Genomic DNA, 21,144 nt, shown 5'->3' on the forward strand with positions numbered 1-21,144 from the left:
ACCGAGCATGTTCCGAACGCGAGCCACAAAGGGGCCGCGAACACCCAGCGCCGCAGGCGCTGGAAAAACAAACACAGTAGGCTCCCCTGCTGTGCCGGAGGGACGAGGAATACCGGGGATGACCGACGCTGGCGACGAGATGACGGGTGTGCCCGGTGTTCGGTGAGCGAGCGCGCGGACTGGGATTGGCCAGCCGCCCGGATTTCGCCTTGGTCGGCGTGTTGCGCATCCCGGAAGTGCAGACCAGTCCGTGGATTTCGCTGACCAGGCGGGTGCTGTTCGCGACCGCGCTGCTGTTCCTGGCCGCGCTGGTGGTGTACATCGGGCGCGACGGCTACCACGACAACTCGGCCAACGAACTGTCGTTCCTGGACGCGTTCTACTACGCGACGGTGTCGCTGTCGACCACCGGATACGGCGACATCCACCCGGTGACGCCCGAGGCGCGGCTGGCGAACATCGTCATCATCACGCCGCTGCGCATCCTGTTCCTGATCGTCCTGGTCGGAACCACACTCAGCGTGCTGACCGAACGTTCCCGGCAGGCTTTCAAGATTCAGCGATGGAGGCACACCGTGCGCAATCACACCGTGGTCGTCGGATACGGCACCAAGGGGAGGACCGCGATCGACGCCATGCTCGGTGACGGGGTGCAGCCCGCCGACATCGTCGTGGTCGACACCGACGTGATCGCTTTGGAGGCGGCCGCGAACGCCGGGCTGGTCACTGTGCACGGCTCGGCCACCCAGTCCGATGTGCTGCGGCTGGCCGGTGCGCAGAACGCCGAGTCGGTGGTGGTCGCCACCAATCGGGACGACACCGCCGTGCTGGTCACCCTGACCGCGCGGGAGCTGAACAAGGCCGCCAAGATCGTGGTGTCGATCCGGGAGGCGGAGAACACCCATCTGGTGCGGCAGTCGGGCGCGAACTCGGTGGTGGTGTCCTCGGAGACCGCCGGCCGGTTGCTCGGCATCGCGACGACCACCCCGACGGTCGTGGAGATGATGGAAGATCTGCTCACTCCGGAGGAGGGCTTCGCCGTCGCGGAGCGTGAGGTGGAGTCGTCCGAGATCGGCGGTTCGCCACGGCATCTCAGCGATATCGTCCTCGGCGTGGTGCGCAACGGGGTGCTGTACCGGGTCGGTGAGCCGGAAGTGGACGCGGTCGAGGCGGGCGACAAACTTCTGTACATCCGCAGGGCGGGCAAGTGACCCCGGCGCGGGCCGGGTGGTAGCTCGGGCGCGATAGTCTCGAACCGTGCCGGCATTTCAGCTCAATGGTGTTCCCTTGCTCTCCCGTACCGTCATCGATCGTGCCGAGCAGATCCGAGGTGATGCCCAGGCTCTGAAGGAGGGCTGGGCCACCGCCAAGCTGCTGCGGGTCAACCGTCGCGGGCAGGTGCGCTTCGAGGGGAACGTTCTGGTTCTCGAGGCGGCCCTGGAGTTGTCCGCCGAACCCAGTCCGGCTGCGGTGTTCCTCGGCGTCGAAGACGGCATCCATCTGTGGGCCGTGCGCGATCCGGAACTAGAGGGCACGCTGACCGATCTGCGCGCGCTGGCCGGCGGCACCGTCGACGACCGCACCGCCGGGCTGCTGTCCACCGCGATCGCGCTGCTGAACTGGCACGACAAGGCCGGGTTCCACGGCGCGGACGGCACGGTGACCATGTCGTCGAAGGCCGGTTGGTCGCGTGTCACCGAGAGCGGTTACGAGGAGTTCCCGCGGATCGATCCGGCGGTGATCTGCCTGATTCACGACGGCGGCGACCGGGTGCTGCTTGCGCGCCAGAGCAGCTGGCCGAAATCGCTGTTCTCGCTGCTGGCGGGGTTCGTCGAGGCGGGTGAGTCGCTGGAACGCTGCGTGGAGCGCGAGATGCGGGAGGAAGTCGGTCTCGACGTGCGCGAGATCAGCTACCTGGGCAGCCAGCCGTGGCCGTTTCCGCGCTCACTGATGCTCGGCTTCGCCGCCGTCGCCGATCCCGCGCAGCCGCTGGTCTTCTCCGATGGCGAGATTGCCGAAGCCGACTGGTTCACCCGCGCGCAGGTGCGGGAAGCGCTGGCGGTGGGCGACTGGTCGAAGCGGGACGAGGGTACCCGGCTGCTGCTGCCCGGCTCGATCTCGATCGCGCGCACCATCGTCGAATCCTGGGCCGCGATCGACTGACGCACCCGCGCGCGGGCCGTGCGACCCGCGCACGGCGGCGGATCAGGACAGACCGGCGAGGACCTGCTTGACGGCGGCCAGCGACGGGTTCGTCGCGGTGGAGCCGTCGGCGAACTTCACGGTGGGCACCACGTGGTTGCCCCCGTTCACGCTGCCGACGAACTCGGCCGACGCCGGATCTTGCTCGATGTCGATCTCGACGTAGGTGATGCCCGCCTCCTCCAGCTGCTTCTTGAGCCTGCGGCAGTAGCCGCACCAGGTGGTCGAGTACATCGTCAGAGTGGGGTTCGCGTCAGTCACGGACACTGCAACGCCGGACGGCTGCCCGCTGTTCCAACTCGAACTTCTTCCCGCCTTGCGCCGCATTTAGTATGCGCGCATACTAAATGCATGACGCTCATCGCCACCGCGCACGCCCGCTCGACTGCCCCGCCCACCGCCTTCTTCGCCCGCTGGGCCGACATGGCGACCTGGCCGGAATGGAACACCGACACCGAGTGGGCTCGGCTGGACGGACCGTTCGCCGAGGGCTCGACCGGGACGTTGCGGCCCAAAGGCGGTCCGAACGTCCGGTTCGTGATCGAGCGCCTGACCGACCGTGAGTTCGTCGATGTGTCGAGGTTGCCGGGTGCGCGGCTCACCTTCGCCCATGAAGTCGCCGCCGTCGACGGCCGAACCACGATCACGGTGACGGTCTCGATCGACGGACCGCTGCGGCTGCTGTGGACGAAGATCCTCGGCGCGGGACTGGCGCGATCCGTGCAGCCCGACTTGGACGCGCTGGTCGCCGTCGCGGAGGAGATCGCGGCGTGAGCGGCCGCAACCCTCGGCGGACGCCCGCCGCCCGGGCGGATCTGTCGTGACGAGCGAGCGTCGGCCGAAGCACCCACCGAGATCCACACGCACGGAAGGAGCACCGATATGAGTGCCCAGTCATCGAGGAGTGGCGTCGACTGGTCGCCGACCAGATATTGGCTGGCGGTCGTGTCCCGGGAACACGTCCGGCGCGGTGTCGACATCGGCATAGCGCAGGCTAATCACGGCAAGCGCACGGCGGTGGAACGCATGCGGCCTGGCGACGGGCTGATCTACTACTCGCCGCGCGAGGGCATGCGCACCGGAGCGCCGGTGCGTTCGTTCACCGCGATCGGCACCATCGACGACCGCCCGGCCTGGCAGGCCGATCCCCAGGACGGCGGCTGCTTCCAGCCGTGGCGCCGTTCGGTCAGCTACCGAGCCGGGGCGCGGGAAACGCCGATCGAGGAGTTGCGTGCCGATCTGGAATTCACCAGCGTGCCGAACTGGGGGATGGTCCTGCGCCGCGGCCTGATAGAACTCAGCCCGCACGACTACGCGCTGATCGCGCGGGCGATGACCGAGGAGTGAGGCAGGCCGATGCGCGAGGCGGAGGACGGGAGGCTGCGCTCCAGATTCCACACGGCCGAGGAAAGCCCCGGTCTACTGCTGTGGCAGGTGACCAATCGCTGGCAGGCGGCGCAGCGGGCGGCACTCGCTCCGTTCGATCTGACTCATGTGCAGTTCGTGCTGCTCGCCTCGCTGACCTACCTCGCCGCCGGTCGCGCGGATCCGGTGCGACAGCGTGACCTGGCCGAATACGCCGCCACCGATCCGATGATGACCTCCCAGGTGGTGCGCACGCTGGCGCAGAAGGGCCTGCTGGAACGCCGCGACCACCCGAGCGATCGCCGGGCGAAGGCCCTGATCGCCACCGAAGCCGGGGTGGCACTGGTCAACCGGGCCATCGTCGCGGTCGAGGCGTGCGACGAGGAGTACTTCGCCCCGCTCGGTGGATCGAGCGGCGCCTTTCTCCGGTCCTTACAGCTATTGCGCGACCGCTGATCGGTGGGAGGTTGTCCACCCGCTCGGCGCCGCCTGCGAGTCGTGGCGTTCCACGCGTGTGGGCAAGCGGCGGCCCTTGGACCTTCCGCGCAGGGGGCGCGGAACACGGCGCGGCACTCGCCTCGAAACCCGGCACGTCGGCGGTGACGTGGCGGGCCGAGTTCGATGTGTCGGTGCTGTCGGTGCTGTCGGTGCTGTCGGTGCTGTCGGTGCTGTCGATGGGTCGCGGTTCTCGGCCGCGTCGCCGACATCAGGATGTGTCGGATGACGTCGACAGCGGTCGGGCCGTCCCGTTCTTCGCTGCGGTTGTCCGTGATGACGTGGGTGCAGGCTCGGGTCGACGCCCGCACGGTGGGTGTCGGTGGGCGCTGTCATGATGGACCGCGTGCCCGCTCTCGACCTCGCAGACCTCGATCCCGAGCAGGCCGCCGCCGTGCGCGCGCCGCGCGGCCCGGTGTGCGTGCTCGCGGGCGCGGGGACCGGCAAGACCAGGACCATCACCTATCGCATCGCGCATCTGATCGCGCAGGGCCATGTCAAGGCCGATCAGGTGCTCGCGGTCACGTTCACCGCGCGGGCGGCGGGGGAGTTGCGCACCCGGCTGCGCGCGCTCGGCCTCGGCGGCGAAGCGACCCAGGTGCAGGCGCGGACGTTCCACGCGGCGGCGTTGCGGCAGCTGAAGTACTTCTGGCCGCAGATCGTCGGTGACGTGCCGTGGCGGCTGATCGATGCCAAGTTCCCGATCGTCGCGCAGGCGGCGCAGCGGGCCGGGCTGTCCACGGCCACCGACAGCGTCCGCGACCTGCTGAGCGAAATCGAGTGGGCGAAGGGCTCGCTCATCGCGCCGGAGGATTACGTGGCGGCGGTCGCGAAACAGCGGCGCGAGACGCCCTACGAGGCGCTGCGGGTCGCCGATGTCTACGCGGGTTACGAGAAGCTCAAGGCGACGCCGGACGGCCTGCTGCTGGACTTCGACGACCTGCTGCTGCACACGGCGGCGGCGCTGGAGGACTATCCGGCGGTGGCCGACGAATTCCGCGGCCGCTACCGCAGCTTCGTGGTGGACGAGTACCAGGACGTCACGCCGTTGCAACAGCGCGTGCTCGACGCGTGGCTCGGCGACCGCGACGACCTGACCGTCGTCGGCGACGCGAACCAGACGATCTATTCGTTCACCGGCGCCACGCCGAGCTACCTACTGGACTTCTCCCGTCGCTTTCCCGAAGCCACCGTGGTCCGCCTGGAACGCGACTATCGCTCGACTCCTCAGGTGGTGTCGCTGGCCAATCGGGTGATCGGCGCGGCGCGCGGGCGCATCGCGGGCACCAGGCTGCAATTGATCGGCCAGCGCGCCGACGGACCCGAGCCGGTGTTCGCCGAATACGACGACGCGCCCGCGGAGGCCGCGGCGGTGGCGGCGGCGATCGGCAGGCTGATCGAGGCGGGCACACCGGCCGCCGAGATCGCCGTGCTCTACCGGATCAACGCCCAGTCCGAGAGCTACGAGCAGGCGCTCACCGAGCGCGGAATTCCCTACCAGGTCCGCGGCGGCGAGGGGTTCTTCGCGCGTGCGGAGGTCAGGCAGGCCGTGCAGGCGCTGCGGCAGGCCGCGTCACGCGAGGACCTGCCCGACCAGGCGCGCAGTGGCAATGCCCTGGTCTCGCTGGTGCGCGCCGTGCTCGCCCCGCTCGGGCTCACCGCCACCGAGCCCGCGGGCGCGCAGGCGCGGGAACGCTGGTCCTCGCTGATCGCCTTGGTGCGCCTGACCGAGGAACTGATCGGCCACGACGAGCGGCTCGACCTGACCGGCCTGCTGCGCGAACTCGCGACCCGCGCCGAGGCCAGGCACCCACCCACGGTGCAGGGGGTCACGCTGGCCTCCTTGCACGCCGCCAAGGGCCTGGAGTGGGACGCGGTATTCCTCGTCGGCTTGTCCGACGGCACCATGCCGATCGCGCACGTCCTCGCCGACGACGGCTCGGTCGCCGACGAGGCGGCGCTCGAGGAGGAGCGGCGGCTGCTCTACGTCGGCGTCACCAGGGCGCGCGAACATCTGCGGCTGTCCTGGGCGCTGGCCAGGAACGAGGGCGGCAGGCGCTCCAGGCGGCGTTCGCGATTCCTCAACGGCCTCGTCCCCGACGATTCGCCCGCCTCGCGTATCGCGGCCTCGCCGTCGGCGTCGAGCGGCGTCCGCCCGACCTGCCGGGTCTGCGCGAAACCGCTGATCGGCACCTACGCCACCATGCTCGGCCGCTGCCGTCGCTGCCCGGCCGAACTGGACGCGGAATTGCTTGCGGCACTGCGAGACTGGCGTGCGGAGAAGGCGGAGGCGCTGCGGGTCCGCGAATTCGTCGTGTTCACCGACACCACACTCACCGCGATCGCCGAACAACTGCCCGCCGACGACGCCGCGCTGGCCGCGATCGCGGGCATCGGTGCGAAGAAGATCGACCAGTTCGGGGCCGACGTGCTCGCGATCGTCGCGTCCCGGCTTCGATCCATATCACAAAACCGCAGGTAGAAAATAGGTTGTCGCGCTCGAAGATCTTGCCTATGGTGTTTTTACGCACCGGGAGGGCATCTCGGCGCGCACAGTTAGCGACACAACGAGTACAGGAGGGAGGCAGAGCAGTGGACAACATCATGAACCTCGGCGCCAGTGGCGTTGCGGTCTATGCGCCCATGGCGGCCTCCCGGGGGATCCTCGCCTTGCAGGGGATCGGTGTGTCCGGAATCGGTGCGTTCGGCACGTCGTGCAAGCAAGTGAATTCCCTTGCGATGCATACGTCTATCCGTACCGAGATCCAGGGCAAGCCCAGCGCGGGCTGGCACCCGGCGGCTGCCGAGGCAGCAGTCGGTGTCTTCGCGGCTGAAGTCGGCTTCGAGCCGGCGGATCCGCGGGCAGCACGCCTCCGCACCGCACACCCAGCGATCGTGTTCAGGACTCGACACAGATGTCGACCTAGGTAGGGAACTCCTCCCCGACCTCCTGGCCACGGATCGCACGACAGCGAAACCGTGGCCAGTATTCTCCGGCCCTTCAGCCGACCGGCACCGGTTTCGCCACAACAAACGAACCGCTGCAACGAGCTGAAGGAGAACGACGTGTTCACCGCACAGGGTTGGCCGCAGGCCACTACTGACGTGACATGCCGAACCGTGGCGTCGACTACCCGGACCAAGGAGATCACCAAGGTCCTGCCCTGCCGTGCTGGAGACCCGGACCTCTGGTTCGCCGAGAGCCCGGTCCAGTTGGAGCAGGCCAAGGCGCTGTGCGCGACCTGCCCGATCCGCAAGGGCTGCCTGAGCGCCGCCATGGATCGTGGTGAGCCGTGGGGTGTCTGGGGCGGCGAGATCTTCGACCAGGGTGTCGTGATCGCCCGCAAGCGTCCCCGCGGTCGTCCGCGCAAGGTCGCGGTCCCGGCATGAGCCGGGGAGTGATTTCCCTCCCTCCGGTCGATGTGCTCGATTCCGTCGGTCCCGACACGGACCGAGCCAACGAACGAGAAAGCAGACCAGCCGCCCACCGTCGTCCGGTGGGCGGCTGGCCTGCGTCGATGTTCGGTGTGCGCTCCTACACGGCTCCGAGGCTCAGGAGGCCGTGCGTTCCTCGCTGAAGCCGGGCATCCAGGTTCGGACGAGTTCCATGAACGGCAGTTCGGCGTCGAGTTGCGCGAGGATGCCGACGGAACCGCCGAGCACGCGGAAGATCATCACGTATTCCGCCGGAAGTTGCAGTGCCCGCGCAGTTTTCATTTCCGGACTGGCGAACTCCGACGCCTTGCCCGCCACCCGCTGCATCCACCTGCGGGTGAAGTGGAACGAGTCGGTCTGGATCGGGTCGGTGAACGGCCGCAGATAGTCGGCGATCTCCTGGTGGGTGACCACCCGGCCGGGGATCACCCAGCCGTGGTCGTACAGCAGTTCGGTGAGTTCGGCGAAGCGCTCCTCGACCGCGAGGGCCAGCATGCGGCCCAGCACCGCGGGGAAGCCGTCCGGCATCGGTGCGCACGCGCCGAAATCGATGACCGCGAGCTTGCCATCGGGCAGCATCATGAAATTGCCGGGGTGCGGATCGGCGTGCAGGAGTCCGACGACCTCCGGGGAGGAGAAGTGGAACCGGCCCATCAGTCCCGCCACGCGATTGCGCAGCGCGCGGGTACCCGCCGGATCCTCGGCGCCCTGCTTGATGATCGTCGAGACGGCGACGCCGTCCAGCCACTCGGTGACGATCACCTTCGGCGCGCTGGCCACCACCTTGGGCACCACGATCTCGGCGTGCCCTTCGAAGGCCTTGGCGAAGGCGCGCTGATTGGCGGCCTCGTTGCGGTAGTCCAGCTCTTCCTCGGTGCGCTCGGTGATCTCGGCGAGGATCGGCTTGACGTCCGCGCCGGGGATCACGGACGCGACCAGACCGGACATGCGGGACAGGGTTTTGAGATCCGCGCGCAGCGCCTCGTCGGCGCCGGGGTACTGCACCTTCACCGCCACGGTCCGCCCGTCCGACCACACTGCCCGGTGTACCTGCCCGATGCTGGCCGACGCGGCCGGGGTGTCGTCGAACTCACGGAAGCGGGTGCGCCACTGGGTGCCGAGCTGCTGGTCGAGCACCCGGTGAACGGTGGCGGCGGGCATCGGCGGCGCGGCGGCCTGCAGCTTGGTGAGCGCCTCCCGATAGTGCTCGCCGAACTCCTCCGGGACCGCGGCCTCCATCACGCTGAGCGCCTGTCCGAACTTCATCGCGCCGCCCTTGAGCTCGCCCAGCACCGTGAACAGCTGCTCGGCGGCGCGTTGGTTGAGTTGCGCGTTGATCTCGGACTTGTCGCCTCCGGCGAGCTTCTTGCCGAACCCCACGGCCGCCCGTCCGGCGATGCCGAGCGGAATCTTGGCCAACTTGGCGTTGCGGGACGAGCGACGGCGCACGATCTCAGACACGTACCCATCATGGCGGACGGACCGGCCGATCTGCCACGGCAATCTTGATCACGTGGGGGCTCCGGCCGCGAGGCCTGCGGAAACGCGCGCACACGCGCATGCGGGATGGCGGCCCCATTCGCGCCGATCGAGGACATGTGAATCGAGATCCAGTTCCAGAGTCGCGTCCAGGGTGGCCGGTGTGCGCCGGGCCGAGCAGGCGATGATCGCCTCCAGCTCGCCGAGGGCAACCGCCGTCGTCGCGGCGATGCCGGCGGGGGAGGCGTGTCCGACGCGGCCCAGCAGCTGGGCCGCCAGGTGCGGCCAATCGGCGTCGTTCTGCGAGCGGATCAGGTCCGCGCAACGCAGGCAGCTGGTCACGCCGGGCAGCACCAAGGGCCCTATGACGCCCTTGTTGTCCCGGATGCGCATTTGCAGATGGGGAATGCGGTGCAGTACCAATTCGCTCACCAGCCGCGGATCGGGCATCAGCGTGTCGGCGAGGACGACGAGGTCCGCTCCCCAGGACCGCACGGTCGCCGTGCCGGACGGATAGTCCCGGGACCGGCTCGGCCGCACGCCCAGCGCGCGCAGCCCGGCCGATACCGCGTCCGAGAGCGGACCGAGCCCGTGCACCCGCACCGCCCGCACCTGGACGGCTCGGTCCTGCGGATGGTCCAGCAAGCCGGCTTCGTCGACCAGCGTGAGCAATGCCACAGCCCGTTCGGCGTCTATGCCGCATTCTCCGGCTCGCCAGATGATCTGCGGCTTGGTGCGCAGCCCGTCGAGCAGGCGGAGGAAAGTGAGGACCGTCTCGGCGTCCATGCCTTCCGGGCCGAGCACCACCGCGGTTTCCGGATCGCACCCGAGTTGGACGACACCGGTCGGGCGGACCAGCACGGTCACCCTCGGGCGCAATCGAGGACCACGACATATCGCTGTCATGTCATCAGTATGCGGATCGCGGGGTGCGCGGCTCGCTGCGAAACCCTCAGTTATCCACAGGATTTCGCTTCATCCACAAGGCGGCTCAGGCGGATGCGCCGCCCTCTTTGCCCAGGTCGGGCCCGGCGTCGCCATCCTTGTGCTCGCGCGCGGCCTGCTCGCGCGCCTCGGTTTCGGCCAATTGCGCGAGCGGATCGTCGAACACGGCCGCGCCGCCGCCGATCACCGAGTCGATGAAGCCGGCGGGGGAGTCCAGATCGTCGGAATCCGGCAGCAGGTCGGGGTGTGCCCAGACCTGGTCGCGCGCGGTCATGCCGGCATCGTTGGTGAGCCTGCGCCACAGCGCCGCTGCCTCGCGCAGCTTGCGCGGACGCAATTCCAGACCGACCAGCGTCGCGAAGGTCTGCTCCGCGGGCCCGCCGGTGGCGCGCCGCCTGCGCAGCGTCTCGGCCAGCGCGCCCGCGCCGGGCAACCGGTCGCCGACGGCTTCGGCGACCACTACCTGCACCCAGCCCTCGATGAGCGCCAGCAGCGTTTCCAGCCGTTCCAGCGCCTGCTTCTGCTCGGGCGTGGTCTGCGGCTCGAAGGTGCCCTGCGCGAGGATCTCCTCGAGCTTCGCGGGATCGGCCAGCGACATCGGGTCGATGTCCTGCGCGGCCTGCTCCAGGGCGGAGAAGTCCATCCGGATGCCGCGCGCGTAGTCCTCGACCGCGCCGAGCACCTGCTGGCGCAGCCACGGCACATGGGCGAACAGTCGCTGGTGGGCGGCCTCCCGGGCGGCGAGGAACACCAGGATCTCGCTCTCCGGCTGTTCCAGCCCCGCACTGAACTCCGAGATCGCCGCGGGCAGCAGCGCCGCGGTGCCGGTGGGTCCCAGCGGGAGTCCGATGTCGGTGGAGGTCAGCACCTCTTTGGCGAGCTGGCCGAGCGCCTGGCCGAGCTGTGAGCCGAAGGCCAAGCCGCCCATCTGGCCGAGCATGCCGACCATCGGCGCGGCGAACTGCTTGGCCTCCTCGGGCAGCGCCGAAGTCCACATTCCCGAGATCTGCTGGGCCACCGGGTCGCACAGGCGTTGCCAAGTGGGCAGGGTCTGCTCGATCCAGTCGTTGGCGGTCCACGCGACCGTCTTGGTGGCACCCGCGGGCAGGGTGGTCGCGCTGTCGAGCCAGAGTTCGGCCAGATGCGCGGCGTCGGACACCGCGCTCGCGGCGCCCGCGGAGACGGGGGCGATGGTCGAGCCGAGTTGCTGGCGGGCCAGCCGCTTGGCGACGTCGTAATTCACCGGCCCGCCCTGCGCCGAGCCGGGTTGCCCCATGCCGCTGAGCATCTGGCCGAGCGAGGTCAGCATCTGCCCGAGTTGCGCCGGGTCGAATCCGCCCGCGCCGGACCCGCCGATACCGAAACCGAGCGGGTCGTTCGGACCGGGACCGCCCGGCTCGTCACCGCGCTTACGATCGTCGTCGTCGCGGTTCGAGAATCCGAAGGGGAGGTCGTTCATGCCCTTCACGTTACGCGCGTAGCACAGCGTCCCGATGTTCGCGCGGCGCGAAACCGGGGGCGGCGCGCCCGGGGAAAATGACCGCCTCCGGCGCCTCGCGTCGCCTGCTGTCATTACTGTGGTCCGGGTGAATCGTCGGATCCTCACCCTGGTGGCCGCTCTGATCCCGGTGCTCGTACTCGGTGTCGTCGGCAGTGTGCTGACTGTGCCGTTCGTCGCACTCGGGCCCGGCCCCACCTTCGACACCCTCGGCGAGGTGGACGGCAAGGACGTCGTCGACGTGCGCGGCACCGAAGTCGATCCGACCACGGGCCATCTCAACATGACCACGGTGTCGGTGCGGGACGGGCTGAGCATCTTCGAGGCGTTCGGCTTCTGGGCCAGCGGCAAGCACGGCCTGGTGCCGCGTTCGGAGGTCTACCCGCCGGGCGTCTCGCGCGAGGAGATCGACAAGTCCAACCAGGAGGACTTCAAGGACTCCGAGGGCAACGCCGAGGTCGCCGCCCTGCATTACCTGCGGCTGCCCACGGTGGTGCTGCTGCGCAAGGTGACCGACGACGGGCCCGCCCACGATGTGCTGCGCGCGGGTGACGAGCTGATCAGCATCAACGGCACGCCCGTGACGGTGCCCAAGGACGTCGTCACCGCGGTCTCGGCCCAGGCGCCCGGCAGCACGTTGACCGTGGTGTACCGGCGCGACAGCGCCGAGCAGACCGCGACGATCGTCCTCGGCGCGCGCCCCGACGACCCGGCCAAGGGCTACCTCGGCGTGACGCCGGGGGAGGGTGCCCGCCCGCCGGTGCAGGTCGCCTTCAATCTCGCCGACATCGGCGGGCCCTCCGCGGGACTGATGTTCAGCCTGGCCCTGATCGACAAGCTCTCCCCCGGCGAGCTGGACGGCGGCAAGTTCGTGGCGGGCACCGGGACCATCGACCAGGACGGCAAGGTCGGTCCGATCGGCGGCATCCAGTACAAGATGATGGCCGCGCGCGAGGCGGGCGCGGAGACCTTCCTGGTCCCGGCCGCCAACTGCAACGAGGCCAAGCAGCGGACCCCGGACGGCCTGCGGCTGGTGCGCGTCGAGAACCTCACCGGCGCGGTGCAGTCGCTCAACGAGATCAACTCCGGCAAGGAACCGGTCAGCTGCGGCTGACGTCGCGCCGCGAGGCAGATGACTCCGGCCGGAAACCGCGCGACCCGGTCCGCGGGTTCACCGCGAGCGCGTAACAGGGCACGTGGGCGGCTTCCGGTGCGGTGAGGAGCAGCAGGCTGTCGCTCTCCCGCTGCTCCGGGCCCCGCGTCCGAGATTGCGGCGGGCGGCAGCGCCGCCGTGACGGTGGGTCCCAGCGGGCGTCCGATGTCCGTGGAGGTCAGCGCGCCTCGTCGGCGAGCCGGCCGGGTTCGTTCATTCGAACGTATGGTGCAGGGCCTCGACCAGGTTGGGCGCCAGGTTGGGATAGGTGCGCAGGTCGAGGTCACCGAAATCGTCGGCGTCGTCCTCGGGGCGCAGTTGCAGCAGGCACAGCGACGCGCCGTCGCGCAGCACCGCGGCGAACAACCGGGCCTCCCGGCGCTCCGGGTGCGCTTCGGCGGCGGCGCGCGCGGCCGCGTCGGCGGCGTCGTGATCGGCCAGCAGCGGCGCGAGCGCGTCGTCGAGCGTCGATTCGGCGTCCGGCGGGAGCACCACGATCTCCTGCACCAGCACGCAACCGCGGACGGCGGGAGGCCAGCTGGTGGTGGCCAGGAATTCGTCCAAGGCGATCGAACCGCCGGTGATGTCGTCCGGGAAAGCCTCCTGCGCGACCGGCGTCAGCTCGTCGCCCTCGTCGAGCTGCTCCTCCAGTTCCGGCTGCGCCGCGACCAGGTCCGCGGTCGGCACCAAGGCGAACATCTGCGGGGGATGCCCCCACCCCTCGGCGTCGACGAATTCCGCCACCTCCCGGACGGATCGGGCAAGGACGAGTTCGGCGTGCAGGTCTGGGGTCACGCGACCATCCAACCAAACCGCCGACGAGGGCAGCCGGAAACCCGGACGTTCGTTTCTCCGGCGCGGCAAGCGCAACCCTGCCAGCTGGATGGTGTCCGATTTCCGTAGAGTGGGCCGGGACGGTCCGGAAGGACCACCCGCAACATCGGACTGCGGCGCACCGGCCGGGCCTCTCGGTGCGAGCGTCGCCGGACCTTGGAGAGTGGCATCGTGGGCATGCGGCCCCCCACCGGCTTACCTTCGCTGTCCCGACGCAGCCGTGTGCTGCTGGTGGCAGCCATCGTCCTGGCGGCATTGCTGCTGCTCGGGCCGCGGCTGACGGACACCTACACCAATTGGCTGTGGTTCGGCGAGGTCGGCTTCCGCAACGTGTATCTCACGGTGTTGCGAACCCGCGTCCTGCTATTCCTCGTCGTGGCGGCGTTCGTCGGACTGGTGGTCTGGCTGGCGCTGCTGCTGGCCTACCGGTCCAGGCCGGTGTTCGTGCCGGTGGCCGGCCCGAACGATCCGATCGCGCGCTACCGCACCACCGTGATGAGCAGGCTGCGGCTGTTCGGCATCGGCATCCCGGTGCTGCTCGGGCTGCTGTCGGGCCTGGTGGCGCAGTCGAACTGGGTGACGGTGCAGTTGTTCCTGCACGGCGGTTCGTTCGGCGAGAAGGACCCGGAATTCAACCTCGACGTCGGCTTCTACGCCTTCGACCTGCCCTTCTACCGCATGGTGCTGAACTGGCTCTTCGTCGCGGTGGTCATCGCGTTCTTCGCCAGCCTGGTCACCCACTACGTCTTCGGCGGACTGCGCCTGACCGGTCGCGAGGGCACGCTCACCCGCGCCGCGCGGATCCAGCTCGCGCTGCTGGCCGGAACCTTCGTGCTGCTCAAGGCGATCGCGTACTGGTTCGACCGGTACGAACTGCTCTCCAGCAGCCGCAAGGAGCCCACCTTCACCGGCGGTTCGTTCACCGACATCAACGCGGTTCTGCCCGCGAAGCTCATCCTGCTGTCCATCGCGGTGATCTGCGCGCTGGCCTTCTTCGCCGGCATCGTGCTGCGCGATCTGCGGGTGCCCGCGATGGCCGCCGCGCTGCTGGTGCTGTCCTCGATCCTGGTCGGCGCGGTGTGGCCGCTGGTGGTCGAGCAGTTCTCCGTGCGTCCCAACGCCGCGGACAAGGAGAGCGAGTACATCGAACGCAATATCGCCGCGACCAGGCAGGCGTTCGGCATCACCGATGACAGGATCGATTACAAGGACTACAAGGGCGAGAGCAACAAGAACCCGCTCGAGGTGCCGGTGGACGCCGCCACTATCGGCAACGCCAGGTTGCTCGATCCGAACATCCTCTCGCCCACGTTCACTCAGCTGCGCCAGCTGAAGAACTTCTACGGTTTCCCGGAGTCGCTGGACATCGACCGCTACAACCTCGACGGCGACGTGCAGGACTACATCGTCGCCGCCAGGGAGCTCTCGCCCGCGGCGCTGAGCGGCAACCAGACCGACTGGATCAACCGGCACACCGTCTACACCCACGGCAACGGCTTCGTCGCCGCCCCCGCCAACCGGGTGAACAAGCCGCCGTCGGACGATCCCAACGCCGCCGGGGGCAGCGGCGACGGCGGTTACCCGATCTTCATGGTGAGCGACCTGTTCACGCCCGCGGACAAGCAGCGGATCAGGGTGGACCAGCCGCGGGTGTATTTCGGCGAGCTGATCTCACAGGCGAACCCGGACTACGCGATCGTCGGCGCGATGGACGGCCAGCGTCCGCGCGAGTACGACTCGGACACAGCGCAGTTCACCTACACCGGCAAGGGCGGCGTGCCGATCGGCAACTGGTTCAACCGGTTGGCCTTCGCGGCCAAGTACGCCGAGCGCAACATCCTGTTCTCCTCGGCCATCGGTGACGACTCGAAGATCATCTTCAACCGCAGCCCGCGCGAGCGGGTGCAGAAGGTCGCGCCCTGGCTGACCACCGACGGGAACGCCTACCCCGCAGTGGTGGACGGACGGATCGTCTGGATCGTGGACGCCTACACCACGCTGGACAACTACCCGTACGCGCAGAACACCCAGCTGGAGGGCGCGGTCGAGGACAGCATCGACAAGAAGACCGGGCGTCTGCTGCCGCGCAAGTCGGTCAGCTACATCCGCAACTCGGTGAAGGCCACGGTCGACGCGTACGACGGCAGCGTCACCCTGTACGAGGTGGACTCGTCGGATCCGGTGCTGCAGGCATGGCGCGGGGTGTTTCCCGGCGCGGTGAAGCCGGAGAGCGAGATCTCGCCGGAACTGCGGGCGCACTTCCGCTATCCGGAGGATCTGTTCAAGGTCCAGCGCGAGATGCTGTCGAAGTACCACGTGGACGATCCACGGGAGTTCTTCACCAACAACGCCTTCTGGTCGGTGCCCGCCGATCCCACGACCGAGGGCGGGACCACCGCCAATCAGCCGCCGTATTACGTGCTGCTGGGCGACTCGAAGACGAACAAGCCCACGTTCAATTTGACCAGCGCGATGACCGGCTACAACCGGCCGTATCTCGCGGCGTATATCTCGGTGCGCTCCGATCCGGACAACTACGGGAAATTCACGATTCTTCGATTGCCCACGGATACACAGACATTGGGTCCGCAGCAGACGCAGAACCGGATGACGACATCGCCGGACGTATCGCGCGAGAAAACGCTGCTGTCGAATTCGAACAAGATCAAATATGGCAATCTGCTGACCCTGCCGGTCGCGGACGGCGGCATTCTCTATGTGGAGCCGTTCTACAACGAACGCAACACCGGGCCGAACACGGCGACCTTCCCGCAGTTGCTGCGCGTGCTGGTGAGCTATCGGGACGAGGCGGGCAACGTCAAGGTGGGCTACGCATCGACATTGGCGGACGCGCTGAACCAGGTCCTCCCCGGTGCGGGCGCGCTGGCGACGCCGTTCGGCGGTGACTCGGGCACCAGGCCCAAGCCGGGCACCGTTCCGCCGCCCGCCGATCAGGGCAACAACGGGACCGGCACCGCCGCGACGCCGCCGCCCGCATCGGTCTCGCCGCCCGCGCCCGGATCGTCCCCCGCCAAGGACGCCGCGGCGGCCGAGCTCAACCGGAAGATCGAGAATGTGCGAAATGCCATGCGCAGCGGGAACTTCCAAGATTTCGGCCGGGCACTGGACGAGCTGGAAGCCGCCGTCAAGGCGTACCAGGACGCCGGTCGCTGAATAGCGACGCCGTTCGAACAGCCCCGAACACCGAAGACGCCGCCATCGTTCACGATGGCGGCGTCTTCGCGTTCGTGACGCGGGAGGGTCAGCGACCGAGAGCGTCGATCAGCGCGCTGTTCTGGCTGAGGATCTGCTGGAACTGGTCCTTCACACCGTACTGCTCGGCGAGCTCGTCCGCGGCGGACCGGGCCCGCTCGGCCGCCGACCGCGCGGCGCCGACGGCCGGCTGGGCGGGTTCGGGCACGGCGGGCAGTTCCTCGGCCTCGACGAGGGGCTCGGGCTCGGAGGTGCCCTGGCGCAGGTACTGGCCGCACACCGGCCACGCGCCTGCGCCCTGGGTGGCGAGCACGTTCTCCGCCACCCGGATCTGCTCTTCCTTGCTCGCGTTGTGCGCCGAGCCCCTGCCGCCGTTGGCGGCCCAGGTGCTCTGCGAGAACTGCAGGCCGCCGTAGTAGCCGTTTCCGGTGTTGATCCCCCAGTTGCCACCGCTCTCGCACTGTGCGACGCCGTCCCAGTTGTGGGACGCCGCGGAGGCGGAAGCGGTGGAGAATGCGAACGGGACGGCAACAAGTGCGCCGGTGATGGCGGCGAAGCCGAGGGCGCGGGTGCTGATCTTCCGGTTCTCAGTCATGGTCGTTTCCCTCCCTGCGCCCGCCGGCACGGCGATGGAACTCTGCCGCGTCCCTGTCCCCAGGTCGTCGGGGATCCTCGAACCGCGGGACAGGGTTGCCGGTGTTCGGCGGTTCGAGTTCGAGCCCGTCTCGGATGATCCGGGCCGTGGATTGACGGTAACGAAGAAATCTCAGCAGATCACATCTGGATAACGCCGGAATTGCATGAAGCGAATAACAGGAATATCCCCGTTTTTCCAGGTGGGAAACGACATCAACACGCCGCGACAGTGGTAAGTTATCGCATCGTTATGTGAGTGAGATCACGTCGAAATAGTGAAGTACATCACGTTTGAAGTGGCCGACGTGTGGCAAATCTTGTGCGCGCGGTGTCTGATGTGCTTCTCGCCGAGATCGCATCGCGCGTTTCGGGGTCGCTATAGGGTTCCGGCGACGGTTCCTGCGGCCCGTATACCGCGTCGAAACCGCTGCTGAGCTGGTGATTTGCAGACTTCGTGAACCCGTGTGTAATGTTGTGTTCACCGACGCGGGGTGGAGCAGCTCGGTAGCTCGCTGGGCTCATAACCCAGAGGTCGCAGGTTCAAATCCTGTCCCCGCTACTAGCGAAAGGGCCCGGAACCATGAGGTTCCGGGCCCTTTCGTTTGCGATGCGTCGGTTCGGCGGTCTCCGCGGCTCCCCGCCGGTTCTGGTGGGCCTACTGCCGGTGGAATCGCTCCCGGACCGCTTCCATGCGGGCGTGCAGTTCCTCCGGGCTGATCACGCCCAGGTCCATCAGCGCGTGCGCGGTGACCACCACCGATCGCGTGCGTACCGGGAAGTCCCGGTAGATGGTCTCGCCGAGCTCGTCCTCGGCATGGCGGCGCTCCAGGTTGTCCAGGGCGCCGCGCCAAGAGAGGCATTCGCACGTGGCCTGCATGCTGGACTCCCACGGGTCCGGCTTGCCATCGAGTTCGGGCAGGGTGCTCTCCCGGCGCGACGCGGGACCCAGGGTGTTCAGCAGTACTTCGTACGGACCGCTCGTCACCGGCGTCCCTCCTGTCCTGTCGCGGTCTCGACGCGGTTCGGCGGCTGCTGCGCGGTCCAGTCGACCTGGGGCAGCGCCACGCCGATCATGGTGTCCCGGGTGACGATGGCGGCCAGCTGCTCCTCGGTCCAGCCCTCGGTGCCCTCCGGGCGCATCGGCAGCACCATGAACCGGGATTTCTGGTTCGAATCGTGCACCCGGATCTCGACCTCGGGCGGGAAGTGCAAGCCGAACTCGGCGAGCACCTCGCGGGGCCAGCGCACCAGGCGGCGACGGTAATTGGGTGTGCGATACCAGTCGGGGGACATCCCGAGAACCGGTCGCGGATAGCACGAACACAGCGTGCACACGATGACGTTGTGCACCTGCGGGGTGTTCTCCAGCACGTAGAAGTAGGTGTAGTCGCTCGGCGTCCCGGAGCCGGTGGGATCGTGCCAGTCGATGCCGACCTCTTTGCACGTCTCGGTCCCGTCGGCGAGCAGGCGCGCCTTGAAGTCGGGATCGGTCCACGCCTTGGCCACCAGTCGCGATCCGCCGTGCGGACCGACCGATTCGGCCCACTCGGCGAACCTCCGGTGGTCCTCCTGGGAGAAGAGTCCCTTCTCGATGGCCAGTTCGCGGACCGCCGTCTCGAGCACTTCGAATTCGCTGATCTCGTCACTCGTCCGGATCGGCGCGTGGGTGTCGTGATCGTGGGTCCGGCTCACTGGGCATCCTCCTCTGCGGGCTCGAGCCAGCGCTCGGAGACCTCCGTCTCCAAGGTGTCGGCGTCGAAGCCGGTGTATTTGGGCCACAAATCCTTCTGACGGAATCGCACGACGTAGAACGGCTCGACGCGGCCGTCCTCGCGTCCCCACGCCTCGTCCTCGGGGATGATCCACTCCGGCCGGTGCTCGACGACGACGCCGGTGTGCCCGCGCGTATAGTCCTGCGTGCGGGTGTGGAACATCGACGTGGCGTCGCGCACCCGCACGCGATCGCCGATCCGATACTTCCTGCTCATGGTCGCGCCTCCCTACGGGCGCGCACTTCGTCCAACTTGGCGGAGAGTTCGTCGGGGGTGATCAATCCCTTGGCGACCAGAGTCTTCGCCGCGACGGTCGCCCAGCGCGCGTAGTAGGGGAGACCGAAATACAGCGTCGCGCCGAGATCGTTCTCCGCTCGCCTGCGTTCCTCGGAGTTCCACACCCCGCGCCACCCGAGGCATTCGCACGTGACGTAGGTGCTCATCTCCCAGGGCTCTTCCTCCTTCTCCCGGTACTCGACCGGGATGTCCGGTTGGCCGCCCACGTCGTGCAGCACGTGGCGAAGTGCGGCGAACAACTCGTTGGAGATCTCGTAGGGCGAGTCGAGCGGCTCACGGAAGACCGGTGCGAGGTCCGCGACGCGATGCTGCAACTCGTCGAATCGGTTCGGTGCGCTCATGATGACTCCGTAGCGACGGATCCGGGGTCCCCGGCGGAGCGGTTGCGGTGGATGTGCGCGCGCACGCCCGCACTCGTCGAAGCGGGACCGAGGACGAGCGCCATGGGGACTCCAACGGGACGGTCTGCCCGGCCATCGGGCAGGCGGGAGCAGTCGGGCGACGGGCCTGTGAGCCCAGTCACAATCGCATGGTTCGGATGCCAAGAGTACACGTCAAGATCGATTTGCTGAAGGATGTCTGCGGTGCGTGGCACGGCCGTGCGCCGGCTCGGAGAATCGGCGGTACGGCCTCTTGACTAGCGGAAAATGTGGAGGAGACTAGTCATTACACCGGAGCACCGGTAGGTGAGCGCACTGTCAGCTGAGACGTCGGCAGGCAGTGAAGACACCGACCCAGGATCCGGCTAGGCCCCCGGCAAGCCAGTCGAAACACCGGAGTCGTCAGCGACGACCGACGCTCACGGTTTCGATAAGACTACCGGGGACTGATCTGTGTAAGGGGTCTTTCCCCTGAGTCCCACACGCTCGTGAACCTGATCGAGAGGTCGGCCGAATCGGCTCACTTCCACGGAGTGCTGGTGGTTGACTAGCCGGGTGCCGGCCGTCTCGGCCGCACATCGGCAACCCGTGTCAGGAGGCACTCGCAATGCCCACTCATGACGGAAGCTGGCCGCAGGGAACGCCGTGCTGGGTCGACTGCCAGGTCGACGATCCGGCGCGCGCCCGCGAATTCTACGGCGCCCTCTTCGGCTGGGAGATCCAGGACAGCCCGCCGGAGGCGGGTGGATATCTGATGGCGATGCGCAACGGCCGCGCGGCCGCGGGCATCGGACCCAAGCCGGAAGGCATGCCGATGCCGTCGGTGTGGACCACCTATCTCGCCGCCGACAGCGCCGACGCGATCGGCGAGAAGGTCGGCGCGGCGGGCGGTGCGCTGATGATGAAACCGTTCGATGTGCTCGATGTCGGCCGCATGTTCGTCGGCGCCGACCCGACCGGCGCGGTGTTCGGGGTCTGGGAGGCCAAGGCCCACGCGGGCGCGGGCATCTACAACGAGCACGGCGCCTACTGCTGGAACGAACTGCACACCAGCGACTACAAGCAGGCGCAGGAGTTCTACGCCGACGTGTTCGGCTGGCACTACGCCGAGATCGGTGACGGCGAGCGCTTCGTCTACTCCACCATCAGCCTGACGCCCGGCGGCGACGCCGTCGGCGGCGTCAACGACTCGACGAAGATGCCGGGCGACAACCCGTCCTATTGGCTGGCCTGGTTCCAGGTCGACAACACCGACCAGGCGTTGTCCCAGGCGGGCGATCTCGGCGCCACCGTGATGTCCGGACCCGAGGACAGCCCCTTCGGGCGGATGGGCATCGTCCAGGGCCCGCAGGGCGAGGTCTTCGGCATCATCGATCCCACGACCACCGTCGGCGAAGCGCCGGGCGGCGCCTGAGCCGTGTCGACGGGGCGGCGAGGTGA

21 protein-coding genes and 1 tRNA gene are annotated in these 21,144 nt (G+C 68.3%); 12 read left to right on the plus strand and 10 right to left on the minus strand.

Annotation, left to right across the window (positions count from 1 at the left end; all coding sequences use genetic code 11):
- The first annotated feature begins 155 nt into the window (after positions 1-155).
- Complete coding sequence (locus ABZ803_RS04670) at positions 156-1,211, plus strand: potassium channel family protein (RefSeq protein ID WP_357032897.1); 1,056 nt, start codon at positions 156-158, stop codon at positions 1,209-1,211.
- 46 nt (positions 1,212-1,257) lie between these two features.
- A complete protein-coding gene (nudC, locus tag ABZ803_RS04675) occupies positions 1,258-2,163 on the plus strand; it encodes an NAD(+) diphosphatase (protein WP_357032900.1) in 906 nt (301 codons plus the stop codon).
- Between the two features lie 42 nt (positions 2,164-2,205).
- Here the strand turns inward: nudC and ABZ803_RS04680 are convergent, their stop codons facing one another.
- Positions 2,206-2,469 carry a mycoredoxin gene (locus tag ABZ803_RS04680; RefSeq protein WP_040868967.1) on the minus strand — a complete coding sequence of 88 codons (264 nt, stop codon included), beginning with the start codon at positions 2,467-2,469 and terminating at the stop codon, positions 2,206-2,208.
- 84 nt (positions 2,470-2,553) lie between these two features.
- On the opposite strand from ABZ803_RS04680, the gene ABZ803_RS04685 reads away from it, so the two are divergent.
- From ABZ803_RS04685 to ABZ803_RS04710, 6 genes are all read left to right on the plus strand, one after another.
- Positions 2,554-2,976 carry an SRPBCC family protein gene (locus ABZ803_RS04685; protein WP_357032903.1) on the plus strand — a complete coding sequence of 141 codons (423 nt, stop codon included), beginning with the start codon at positions 2,554-2,556 and terminating at the stop codon, positions 2,974-2,976.
- Positions 2,977-3,084: 108 nt separating this feature from the next.
- Positions 3,085-3,549, plus strand: coding sequence for an EVE domain-containing protein (locus ABZ803_RS04690; RefSeq protein ID WP_357032906.1), 465 nt, complete (start codon positions 3,085-3,087; stop codon positions 3,547-3,549).
- A 9-nt stretch (positions 3,550-3,558) separates the two neighbouring features.
- Positions 3,559-4,023, plus strand: coding sequence for a MarR family transcriptional regulator (locus ABZ803_RS04695; RefSeq protein ID WP_357032908.1), 465 nt, complete (start codon positions 3,559-3,561; stop codon positions 4,021-4,023).
- 373 nt (positions 4,024-4,396) lie between these two features.
- Positions 4,397-6,544, plus strand: a complete 2,148-nt coding sequence (locus ABZ803_RS04700) for an ATP-dependent DNA helicase UvrD2 (RefSeq protein WP_357034280.1) — start codon at positions 4,397-4,399, stop codon at positions 6,542-6,544.
- Between the two features lie 110 nt (positions 6,545-6,654).
- Entirely contained in the window at positions 6,655-6,993 is a 339-nt protein-coding gene (locus ABZ803_RS04705; protein ID WP_357032911.1) for a hypothetical protein, read from the plus strand.
- Positions 6,994-7,182: 189 nt separating this feature from the next.
- Entirely contained in the window at positions 7,183-7,452 is a 270-nt protein-coding gene (locus tag ABZ803_RS04710; RefSeq protein ID WP_357034282.1) for a WhiB family transcriptional regulator, read from the plus strand.
- Positions 7,453-7,614: 162 nt separating this feature from the next.
- On the opposite strand, the gene ABZ803_RS04715 is transcribed toward ABZ803_RS04710, so the two are convergent.
- From ABZ803_RS04715 to ABZ803_RS04725, 3 genes are all read right to left on the minus strand, one after another.
- Positions 7,615-8,958, minus strand: a complete 1,344-nt coding sequence (locus tag ABZ803_RS04715) for an AarF/UbiB family protein (RefSeq protein ID WP_062975317.1) — start codon at positions 8,956-8,958, stop codon at positions 7,615-7,617.
- Positions 8,959-9,006: 48 nt separating this feature from the next.
- Positions 9,007-9,882: a hypothetical protein gene (locus tag ABZ803_RS04720; protein ID WP_357032914.1), complete on the minus strand. Its 876-nt coding sequence runs from the start codon at positions 9,880-9,882 to the stop codon at positions 9,007-9,009.
- Between the two features lie 85 nt (positions 9,883-9,967).
- Positions 9,968-11,380 carry a zinc-dependent metalloprotease gene (locus ABZ803_RS04725; RefSeq protein WP_357032917.1) on the minus strand — a complete coding sequence of 471 codons (1,413 nt, stop codon included), beginning with the start codon at positions 11,378-11,380 and terminating at the stop codon, positions 9,968-9,970.
- Positions 11,381-11,507: 127 nt separating this feature from the next.
- On the opposite strand from ABZ803_RS04725, the gene ABZ803_RS04730 reads away from it, so the two are divergent.
- On the plus strand, positions 11,508-12,533 hold the full coding sequence (locus ABZ803_RS04730) for a PDZ domain-containing protein (RefSeq protein ID WP_357032920.1): 1,026 nt from the start codon (positions 11,508-11,510) through the stop codon (positions 12,531-12,533).
- Positions 12,534-12,785: 252 nt separating this feature from the next.
- Here ABZ803_RS04730 and ABZ803_RS04735 read toward each other — a convergent pair whose 3' ends face one another.
- The gene (locus ABZ803_RS04735) at positions 12,786-13,367 is read right to left on the minus strand and encodes a PPA1309 family protein (protein ID WP_357032922.1); all 582 of its coding nucleotides are present in this window, start codon (positions 13,365-13,367) and stop codon (positions 12,786-12,788) included.
- Between the two features lie 210 nt (positions 13,368-13,577).
- Here ABZ803_RS04735 and ABZ803_RS04740 point away from each other — a divergent pair, with 210 nt between their 5' ends.
- Positions 13,578-16,580 (plus strand): UPF0182 family protein, encoded by a 3,003-nt coding sequence (locus ABZ803_RS04740; RefSeq protein ID WP_357032925.1) that lies wholly within the window; start codon positions 13,578-13,580, stop codon positions 16,578-16,580.
- Between the two features lie 88 nt (positions 16,581-16,668).
- Here the strand turns inward: ABZ803_RS04740 and ABZ803_RS04745 are convergent, their stop codons facing one another.
- Positions 16,669-17,214, minus strand: a complete 546-nt coding sequence (locus ABZ803_RS04745; RefSeq protein ID WP_357032928.1) for a transglycosylase family protein — start codon at positions 17,212-17,214, stop codon at positions 16,669-16,671.
- Positions 17,215-17,740: 526 nt separating this feature from the next.
- Between ABZ803_RS04745 and ABZ803_RS04750 the strand changes: the two genes are divergently transcribed.
- Positions 17,741-17,814 (plus strand) — tRNA-Met (locus ABZ803_RS04750).
- A 96-nt stretch (positions 17,815-17,910) separates the two neighbouring features.
- Here ABZ803_RS04750 and ABZ803_RS04755 read toward each other — a convergent pair.
- The 4 genes from ABZ803_RS04755 to ABZ803_RS04770 are packed head-to-tail and all read right to left on the minus strand — an operon-like array spanning position 17,911 to position 19,665.
- Positions 17,911-18,240 carry a ScnB gene (locus ABZ803_RS04755; RefSeq protein ID WP_357032930.1) on the minus strand — a complete coding sequence of 110 codons (330 nt, stop codon included), beginning with the start codon at positions 18,238-18,240 and terminating at the stop codon, positions 17,911-17,913.
- Entirely contained in the window at positions 18,237-18,947 is a 711-nt protein-coding gene (gene scnC, locus ABZ803_RS04760) for a thiocyanate hydrolase subunit gamma (RefSeq protein ID WP_357032932.1), read from the minus strand. The genes ABZ803_RS04755 and scnC overlap by 4 nt, the downstream gene beginning before the upstream one ends.
- Positions 18,944-19,243 carry an SH3-like domain-containing protein gene (locus ABZ803_RS04765; RefSeq protein ID WP_357032935.1) on the minus strand — a complete coding sequence of 100 codons (300 nt, stop codon included), beginning with the start codon at positions 19,241-19,243 and terminating at the stop codon, positions 18,944-18,946. Before ABZ803_RS04765 ends, scnC begins: the two co-directional genes overlap by 4 nt.
- Positions 19,240-19,665, minus strand: coding sequence for an SH3-like domain-containing protein (locus ABZ803_RS04770; RefSeq protein ID WP_040868945.1), 426 nt, complete (start codon positions 19,663-19,665; stop codon positions 19,240-19,242). Before ABZ803_RS04770 ends, ABZ803_RS04765 begins: the two co-directional genes overlap by 4 nt.
- 646 nt (positions 19,666-20,311) lie before the next feature.
- On the opposite strand from ABZ803_RS04770, the gene ABZ803_RS04775 reads away from it, so the two are divergent.
- Positions 20,312-21,118, plus strand: a complete 807-nt coding sequence (locus tag ABZ803_RS04775) for a VOC family protein (protein ID WP_357032938.1) — start codon at positions 20,312-20,314, stop codon at positions 21,116-21,118.
- The last annotated feature ends 26 nt before the right edge of the window (positions 21,119-21,144 follow it).

This window comes from Nocardia sp. NPDC047648 (assembly GCF_040642815.1).
Taxonomy (GTDB): domain Bacteria; phylum Actinomycetota; class Actinomycetes; order Mycobacteriales; family Mycobacteriaceae; genus Nocardia; species Nocardia gamkensis.

Coding starts and splice junctions, on each gene's coding strand:
- ABZ803_RS04685 (WP_357032903.1), top strand. CDS start 2,554: ATGACGCTCATCGCCACCGCGCACGCCCGCTCGACTGCCCCGCCCACC.
- ABZ803_RS04690 (WP_357032906.1), top strand. CDS start 3,085: ATGAGTGCCCAGTCATCGAGGAGTGGCGTCGACTGGTCGCCGACCAGA.
- ABZ803_RS04695 (WP_357032908.1), top strand. CDS start 3,559: ATGCGCGAGGCGGAGGACGGGAGGCTGCGCTCCAGATTCCACACGGCC.
- ABZ803_RS04700 (WP_357034280.1), top strand. CDS start 4,397: ATGATGGACCGCGTGCCCGCTCTCGACCTCGCAGACCTCGATCCCGAG.
- ABZ803_RS04720 (WP_357032914.1), bottom strand. CDS start 9,882: ATGACAGCGATATGTCGTGGTCCTCGATTGCGCCCGAGGGTGACCGTG.
- ABZ803_RS04725 (WP_357032917.1), bottom strand. CDS start 11,380: ATGAACGACCTCCCCTTCGGATTCTCGAACCGCGACGACGACGATCGT.
- ABZ803_RS04745 (WP_357032928.1), bottom strand. CDS start 17,214: ATGACTGAGAACCGGAAGATCAGCACCCGCGCCCTCGGCTTCGCCGCC.
- ABZ803_RS04765 (WP_357032935.1), bottom strand. CDS start 19,243: ATGAGCAGGAAGTATCGGATCGGCGATCGCGTGCGGGTGCGCGACGCC.
- ABZ803_RS04770 (WP_040868945.1), bottom strand. CDS start 19,665: ATGAGCGCACCGAACCGATTCGACGAGTTGCAGCATCGCGTCGCGGAC.
- ABZ803_RS04775 (WP_357032938.1), top strand. CDS start 20,312: ATGCCCACTCATGACGGAAGCTGGCCGCAGGGAACGCCGTGCTGGGTC.